Annotated in this window: 10 protein-coding genes; 4 read left to right on the plus strand and 6 right to left on the minus strand. The window is 33.9% G+C overall.

Annotated elements, in window-relative coordinates:
• Both ACWVCY_RS00195 and ACWVCY_RS00200 read left to right on the plus strand, forming a co-directional pair.
• Positions 1 to 612: acyl-CoA dehydratase activase (locus ACWVCY_RS00195; RefSeq protein WP_455139249.1), on the plus strand; the 612-nt coding region annotated here is incomplete at its 5' end.
• A 162-nt stretch (positions 613 to 774) separates the two neighbouring features.
• Positions 775 to 1,716, plus strand: coding sequence for a ketopantoate reductase family protein (locus ACWVCY_RS00200; protein ID WP_455139251.1), 942 nt, complete (start codon positions 775 to 777; stop codon positions 1,714 to 1,716).
• A 458-nt stretch (positions 1,717 to 2,174) separates the two neighbouring features.
• On the opposite strand, the gene ACWVCY_RS00205 is transcribed toward ACWVCY_RS00200, so the two are convergent.
• The 6 genes from ACWVCY_RS00205 to ACWVCY_RS00230 are packed head-to-tail and all read right to left on the minus strand — an operon-like array spanning position 2,175 to position 6,050.
• Positions 2,175 to 2,918: a ZIP family metal transporter gene (locus ACWVCY_RS00205; RefSeq protein ID WP_455139253.1), complete on the minus strand. Its 744-nt coding sequence runs from the start codon at positions 2,916 to 2,918 to the stop codon at positions 2,175 to 2,177.
• Positions 2,919 to 2,961: 43 nt separating this feature from the next.
• The gene (locus ACWVCY_RS00210; protein WP_455139255.1) at positions 2,962 to 3,879 is read right to left on the minus strand and encodes an ATP-binding protein; all 918 of its coding nucleotides are present in this window, start codon (positions 3,877 to 3,879) and stop codon (positions 2,962 to 2,964) included.
• Positions 3,849 to 4,703, minus strand: a complete 855-nt coding sequence (locus tag ACWVCY_RS00215) for a P-loop NTPase (RefSeq protein ID WP_455139257.1) — start codon at positions 4,701 to 4,703, stop codon at positions 3,849 to 3,851. Before ACWVCY_RS00215 ends, ACWVCY_RS00210 begins: the two co-directional genes overlap by 31 nt.
• A gap of 23 nt (positions 4,704 to 4,726) precedes the next feature.
• On the minus strand, positions 4,727 to 5,125 hold the full coding sequence (locus tag ACWVCY_RS00220) for a NifB/NifX family molybdenum-iron cluster-binding protein (RefSeq protein ID WP_455139259.1): 399 nt from the start codon (positions 5,123 to 5,125) through the stop codon (positions 4,727 to 4,729).
• Between the two features lie 25 nt (positions 5,126 to 5,150).
• Entirely contained in the window at positions 5,151 to 5,570 is a 420-nt protein-coding gene (locus ACWVCY_RS00225) for a NifB/NifX family molybdenum-iron cluster-binding protein (protein WP_455139261.1), read from the minus strand.
• 9 nt (positions 5,571 to 5,579) lie between these two features.
• Positions 5,580 to 6,050 (minus strand): DUF134 domain-containing protein, encoded by a 471-nt coding sequence (locus ACWVCY_RS00230; protein ID WP_455139263.1) that lies wholly within the window; start codon positions 6,048 to 6,050, stop codon positions 5,580 to 5,582.
• A gap of 162 nt (positions 6,051 to 6,212) precedes the next feature.
• On the opposite strand from ACWVCY_RS00230, the gene ACWVCY_RS00235 reads away from it, so the two are divergent.
• A complete protein-coding gene (locus tag ACWVCY_RS00235; protein WP_455139265.1) occupies positions 6,213 to 6,704 on the plus strand; it encodes an OsmC family protein in 492 nt (163 codons plus the stop codon).
• A gap of 170 nt (positions 6,705 to 6,874) precedes the next feature.
• The gene (locus tag ACWVCY_RS00240; protein ID WP_455139267.1) at positions 6,875 to 7,267 is read left to right on the plus strand and encodes a DUF134 domain-containing protein; all 393 of its coding nucleotides are present in this window, start codon (positions 6,875 to 6,877) and stop codon (positions 7,265 to 7,267) included.
• Positions 7,268 to 7,480: the final 213 nt, after the last annotated feature.

A 7,480-nucleotide genomic window follows, 5' to 3' on the forward strand; every position in this document is an offset into this window, starting at 1 on the left:
GATGTCAAAAAAATTGTTACTACAGGATTTGGACGAAAAAATTTCCTTTTAGATCATATAATTCCTTCAAAAATCACTGAAATTAGCTGTTCAGCTAAGGCAGCAAATAACATTTATCCAGATAAAGCACTTACAATCATCGATATTGGTGGACAAGACACCAAAATAATTAAAGTACGCGATGGAAAACGGACTAGTTTTAAAATGAATAGAAAATGTGCCGCGGGTACAGGTACATTTTTAGAAGAACTAGCATTAAAGCTAAGAGTATCATCTACTGATCTAAATGGACTAGCTAATAATTCATCGAATCCAGAAAATATAAGTAGCTATTGTACTGTTTTTGCAGGCACAGAAATTTTAACTCGTATAAGAGAAGGAGCAAAAATAGAAAATATGATTCGTGGGGCATACCATTCAATTGTCAAACGGGTTATTGAGATAGATACAATTGATGATGACGTAGTGTTGACCGGCGGTGTAGTTGCTCATAATCCTGTCATTATTGATATTTTTAAAGCAGAACTAAGTAAAATAGTATTGGTACCTCCCTCTCCACAATTTTTTGTAGCATTAGGTGCAGCATTATTCGCTGTGGAATTTGATTCATAGATAAATTTTGCACGATATTTATTTAAATCATGAATCTAAGGTAATATATTCGATTCTTGATATGTCATGGAGATTAGATGATTTACGAATCGATGATTTCTTATAAAAAATTTCAGGGAAAAGGAAATTTATTCAAGCTTATTAGTTGAAAATGTGATAATTATGAGTCTAGAAAAGTATAAGGTTGCAATTATAGGAGCAGGTCCATCAGGTGGTATTCTTGGGGCTTTCTTAGCACAAAAAAATATTGAAGTTACCCTTGTTGATATCTGGAAAGATCACATAAATGCCATCCGTAATCATGGGCTTCAAATCATGGGGGTATCAAACTTGAAAATTCGCTTTGATGAAGATCATCTGAAGACATCTACACTGGAATTGAAAAGTATCGATGCAAATCTTATTTTTATCTGTGTTAAAACGCCTTATCTTAAAAATGTTGTTCAAGATTTAAAAAAAGTAATATCCGAAGAAACTTTTGTCGTAATACACCAAAATGGAGCTGGAAATGAGGATATTCTTGTTGAAACGTTCGGAGCTGGAAGATCTTTCAGAGACGTTATCAATTATGCTGGGAATATTCTTAAACCTGGTATCATTGATATGACGTTCTTTAATCCACCAAATTATGTAGGAGCAGTACTACCAGAAAAAAATGATATAGCTCGCAGTATTGCTCAATTAATCTCTTCATCAGATTTTAAAACCGAATTTCACGAAAATATCCAACATGCAGTGTGGAAAAAAGTGATTTTAAATGCTGCCCTTGCTCCTGTTTGTGCAATAACTGGACAAACCATGCGAGAAGCCATGGAGTTTGAAGAGACAAATAACCTTGCCAGTGGAATTATTAAAGAAGGAATTAAAGTAACAGAAGCGATGGGTATTCAATTTGGTTCAGATTTTCATGATATATGTATGAACTACTTATCCAAAGGTGGACACCATAAACCCTCAATGCTAGTAGACATTGAAAACAGGAATCCAACTGAAATAGAATTCTTAAATGGAAAAATCGTCGAATTAGGAAAAAAATTCAATATTCCTGTTCCATTAAATGAAGCAACAACTACTTATGTTAAAGCACTTGAATCGAAGTATTGAATTGCCTTATTTAAATAAAAATACATTTATTAGATTAGAATTACATAATTGGAGATATTTAAAAAGGGGGATCTAATTGATACAACCGAGGAGGTACCAAAAAAGATTTTAACCTAATCGAAATTTCTAATAGCATAATAATGAGTCTTGAATATACTAGCTTCTTTTTTTCTGGTTTTATCTCCTAAAGTCAAATTTATAATAAGATTTTTAGTATTTGGGTTGGACTCTTTGTATTTTTAGCTTAATACTAACCTTCTATCCAAATATTGCTTTTAAAAAGCGAGGAAGAGTTACGAAGGGAAAATCATACATCCATACAACAATAATAGTAAATGATGGAATTTATGGACTGATTTGACATCCTTTATACATTGGAGTTATTATGTCCTCTTTTTCTATATCAGAAAGAGATAGTTCAACATCTTCTATTAAGTAATAGAATGTTAAGAATCTTATTAATGGTGGAATTGTAAAAGAAAAAGCATCATTCCAACTCCCAGTACCATAAAGAAGAATTGTCTGATTTCATACCAAAATCCCCCCCTTTGATGAAGTTCTGGGTATAGATCTGTAAGAGAAATATAAAGAAAACTCGCAGCTGCAATTGCCATAGCATAAGGAATAGCATCATTGATAATAACCAAACCATAGTAAGCTAAGATTGCTACTGGTAAGGTACTCAAACTAGACAGAGTATTCATCAATAAAGCTTTCTTTCTTGAATAACCTGCATTAAGTAAAATAGCAAAATCTCCAACTTCTTGAGGGATTTCATGAGCGATTACTGAAATAGCTGCAGTAATACCAATAGGTATAGAAACCAAGAAACTTGTCGCAATGATAACACCATCAGCAGCATTGTGAAAAGCATCTCCGATGAGAATCATAGATGCCACTGTTCCATGAGTTCTACACTCCGTCTCATGACAGTGTCGCCAGATAATAATTTTTTCGAGAATAAAAAATAGAATGATACCCATTAATACTGTTATTAGAATCGTATGGGAATCTGTGTGTTCAATAGCGTGTGGTATTAGGCCCATTAAGGCTACAGTGAGAAGAGTTCCACTAGCATAAGCAATTAAGCTGGGTACAAGGATTTCCTGAATCTGTTCTCCAATTCGTAAAAAGATCGCTGCTATGAAAATAGCTCCGACACTCCCTAACAGACTAAATGATATAATCCATAATATAAGCATTGTGCCTCACATTTTCTCTTAGGAATTCTTTGAACGAAATTATTCACTTTCCTTTCAAATGTATCAGATCCTTAATTTTTATCCACATCTCATTTAATGGTGTTTTCAACTCGCCAATATTTTGTTCTAAAAGAGTTTTCCCATTGACCATTGCAGTGTAGATTTCTAAATTGTAAGGAATCTCCCCTAATATGGGGATAGCTTCTTTTCTGCAAAATTCAATAATAATACTTCGTTGTTCTTTATTTATACTTGCTTTGTTAATAATAACTGCTATAGGTATATTAAAAAACCGAACAAGATCGATTGTTCTTTTCATATCGTGAATAGCAGTTATTGTCGGTTCAACCACAATAATGACTAGAGTCGCATTTTTCAAAGCAGCAATTACTGGACAACCAATACCAGGACTTCCATCAACAACTATGAGTTCTTTATTAAGTTGATTAGCTTTTATATGACTCTTTTGAATCACTTCAGTTACTAATTTTCCTGAATTCTCTGCACCAATGTCTAAAAGTGCATGAATAAAGGGACCAAATCTTGTTTTAGCTTCATATATCATCCCTGAAAGTTTTGTTTCTATATTTATTGCCTTAGTAGGACAAATCCAAATACAAGCACCACAACCTTCACATTTGAATGCATTAATTTCGTAATCGGTCGTGATTGCATCAAAATGACAAACTTCAACGCATTTTCCGCAATTGACACATTTAAAACCATCTTTTATTGCTAATTTGCCACTTAGAAATCGCTCTGAAGAAATATTTTTAGGATTTAGTAATAAATGAAGATCTGGTGCATCCACATCACAATCTGCCATCAATGAAATTGGAGATGATAATTGGGCGAGTACTGCAACAATGGTTGTTTTTCCAGTCCCTCCTTTCCCAGATAGAATCGTAATTTGTTTCAACGCTCTTCTTGTCAATCTCTTGCCTGCCAAATATGTTTCCATAATTTCCCAAAAATTGAATCGAATTTCTTACTTGATCCAATAAGTGGAAGCCCATGAGAATATAAATACAAAATTTCATTGTCGTGAGGTATTTCTGATAATAAATTATACCCCTTTTTTTCCACCAATCGGATAATACGATTATCTCCGACATTAGAACGATTATTAACTATCCCAAAGGGAATTTTAAGCTTTTTTACAACTTCTATTGCAATTTTTAAATCATGTTCCCCTGCAGGGGTAGGTTCTGTCACGAGAATAACAAAATCAGTTCCTGAAAGTGCTTCAATGACTGGACATGCTGATCCAGGTGGTAAATCTAGGATTATGTGATCAGTGGTTTCTTTGAAAGCAATTTTCTTCATTTCACGTATAATTGGAGTAGCTAGAGCTTCTCCTACTCTTAAGGTGCCCTCATAGAAACTTAAATTTTCAGAAATATTCGATAAATGGTTTTTATTTTTTTCAATTGTTCCCAATCTATGAGATTTCTCTGTTATTGCATTAGTAGGACATGCTAATGTACATAATCCACATCCATGGCATAATTCACTAAAGATCATGACTTGCTGAGGAAGAACAGCTAGAGCATTAAATTCACATAGGTTAGCACAAAGTCCGCAATATGTACAAGCTGATGTGTTCACCATAGGTCTTAAAATATCCACATGTAAATAATGAACCATTGAACACTGAAGAAAGAGGTTATCATTAGGTTCCTCAACATCTAAGTCAAATAAAGCTACTTTATTTGTTTCTGCTAGATAAAGGGCTAGATTTACCGCGATTGTAGTTTTTCCAGTCCCTCCTTTCCCAGAAGCCACACAAATAATCGTAAATTTACCCCCTAATTATGATGCTCATTTCCATGTCCTGTACCTTCTCCTTGGTATTTATGTTGTTGGCAAGCCTCTTTATCGGTAGCTATTTTCAGCTTATGGGTATTATATTGTTCAATAGCCTCTTTAACAGTTCCCTGAGCTCCAACATAAATTTCAATCCCAAATTGCTCAAACAATTGAATTGCCCGATGTCCAATTCCACCACAGATCATAATATCTACATTATATTCACGAAGAAGCCTTGCTGGCAGCTCAGTTCCTCCTCGATGGGTAGAGGAATTTTCAATAATTTCAACCTCGTTATTACTGTCATCAAATATAGTATAACTTGGTACCCGTCCAAAATGGTATCCGACTTGATCATCTAGCCCACCTTTTGCTTGTGAAGGAATACATAATCGCATTTTTCCTTACCTCGATTTATATCTTCTAAAAATTCCTCTGTCTTTTTCCCTGACCTTGGTTTATACGATGGCCTATACCACGTTCTAAACCTGAATTAAAATCCTGGACTGAGTTTATCTCGGTTAATTGTTCATCTAGAAATGCATCGATATTCTGCTGAATTGAACCACCAATTCCTGTATAAACCTTTATTCCAGCATTATTTAAAACATTCCATGCTTTTGGACCTATTTGAGGAGCTATAACTGTTTTCACATGATTGTCAATCATTAATTGAGCTGCTTGTATCCCAGCGCCTCCAGCAGCGTTCTGAGCCGCATTAGGAAGAACCTGATCTACTTTTTGTTCCTTTATATCATAAATTATAAAGTATGAACATCGTCCAAATATGTGAGAAAAAGGTTGTAAAAGATCAGCTCCATTCGATGGTAAACCAATTTTCATTTTAACACCTCATATAAAATTTATATTAAAAACAGAATTTGATTCGCTTCTTAAATGAAAATTAGGATGAACTCCATTAAATTCACAATTTTCACTCTTCTGAACGCAAATAATATCATCAGGAAATGGCCATGTGTACCCAGATTTATCCAAATGAAAAAAAAATATTTGATTGGATGCTAATCCATGAACCACAATTTTGATAGTTTGCTGATAGGCTTCTTCAATGTATTGGAAAATTATTGATTTTGAAATGTTCATCATTTCTCCTACTTTTCGTTGTAACAAACCCTCCAAGTCAGCTAGACGAAGGGTCTCTGCCTCATGAAGAGTAATTAGTATCTCAATATCAATTTCTAAAAATGGGATATCTTGCTGTTTAAAACACGGAAAATTGGAATCAGTGCATGTTGTTCGTGGAATTTCTCCTCTTATTCTAAATGCCAATTCTATCAAATTCATGAAGCTATTTTGCATCATTATTCAAAAACTTTATGAATATATATGCAAAAATAAAATATGGATTCAACTATCCTTACTCAAATATTAAGGGTAGAATTCGAATGAAAAAATAGAAAATTTGCCCCTTTTCATACAAAATAGGATAAAAGAATACCAAAATGGAATATTAAAGTGATAATAATGGGATTTAAAGAAACTTATGAAGCAGTAAAAGCAGATCTTTCCATTGGGGAGAAAAACTTCAATGTCATTGTAGAATCTCAACCTGATGGAAGCTTCCTAGCTAAAATGGGAGAAGATTTTCAATCTATTTTTGATGCCCCTCCAGGGCTTGGAGGAAACGACCTCGGTCCCTCGCCGCTCCTAGGGATTCTTGCTACTATAGGAGCTTGCATTGGTGCTGTAACTAAATTTTGGAGTCATATTTTAGATGTCCCTATTGATAATATTAAAGTCTTCTCACGAGGTCATATAAACTTAGCTGGTATTTTTGGGACTGATGATGCAAACTATAAGGGAATGTATGATAAACTAGAGCCAATTGTTGAACTTAAAACTTCAGCACCAAAGGAAAAAGTAGATGAGCTTATGGAACAGGTATGGAAGCATTGTCCGATTATTAACAATTTCAACGGCGAATCTGGATTACAATGGCGATTAAAGATAAAATAATTTACCAATAAAATTAAATAACCTCTCACTCCTTTTTTTATATACTTGAAATAGCATTCGAAATTGACCCCTTTAGCATCTAAAAAGTTTAAAAAACAGCTAAAACAAAAAATAAATGTTTATTAGAAATGGAGTGAAAAAAAATACCACGTCCAAGAAGTTCAAGAATTATTAAGTGTGATCCTGAACATCCATATTTTAAACCACGTGGAATTCCTTTAAAAGATATTGCTGGTGTTGTATCTATTACTCTTGAAGAGCTTGAAGCAATTCGTTTATCTGATATGGAAGGTTTGTCACAAGAAGAAGCTGGTAAAGAAATGGGCATTTCACAATCCTCAGTTTCAAGACATCTTGAAGAGGCCCATCGAAAGATTGCTAAAGCTTTAGTATTGGGGTTTGCGATTCGGATTGCTAATCAAGTAGATTTTTTCCATTGTGATAAATGTGGACACACATGGAAATTTGAAGAATCATCTTCTGTTCAAGATTGCGAGAGGTGTAAATCAACGGATATTCATATTCACATTCACTCTGATTCTGGCTCTCAAACTTCCCCATAAAGTTCTGTGTTAAAAATATTGACTCTTCAGTTCCTACATTGCCAAAGATCCAAGATACTCTTCTTATAACTAGGATGGAAAAATTTTTTGGAGATAAACAATGAGGTAAATGAAATGCTCTTCTTACTGCCCTATGAGGAAGACTCTTAATTTTATCATACAAAAGGATAAATCATAATTTGTAACGTCTATTCCTTAAGATTCTATGATATA

The sequence above is a fragment of the Candidatus Hodarchaeum mangrovi genome, from assembly GCF_975850365.1.

Bases quoted from the DNA above. Each gene is read 5' to 3' on its own strand.
- ACWVCY_RS00235 (WP_455139265.1), top strand. From the start codon at position 6,213: ATGGGATTTAAAGAAACTTATGAAGCAGTAAAAGCAGATCTTTCCATT.
- ACWVCY_RS00225 (WP_455139261.1), bottom strand. From the start codon at position 5,570: ATGAAAATTGGTTTACCATCGAATGGAGCTGATCTTTTACAACCTTTT.
- ACWVCY_RS00210 (WP_455139255.1), bottom strand. From the start codon at position 3,879: ATGGAAACATATTTGGCAGGCAAGAGATTGACAAGAAGAGCGTTGAAA.
- ACWVCY_RS00200 (WP_455139251.1), top strand. From the start codon at position 775: ATGAGTCTAGAAAAGTATAAGGTTGCAATTATAGGAGCAGGTCCATCA.
- ACWVCY_RS00205 (WP_455139253.1), bottom strand. From the start codon at position 2,918: ATGCTTATATTATGGATTATATCATTTAGTCTGTTAGGGAGTGTCGGA.
- ACWVCY_RS00230 (WP_455139263.1), bottom strand. From the start codon at position 6,050: ATGATGCAAAATAGCTTCATGAATTTGATAGAATTGGCATTTAGAATA.
- ACWVCY_RS00220 (WP_455139259.1), bottom strand. From the start codon at position 5,125: ATGCGATTATGTATTCCTTCACAAGCAAAAGGTGGGCTAGATGATCAA.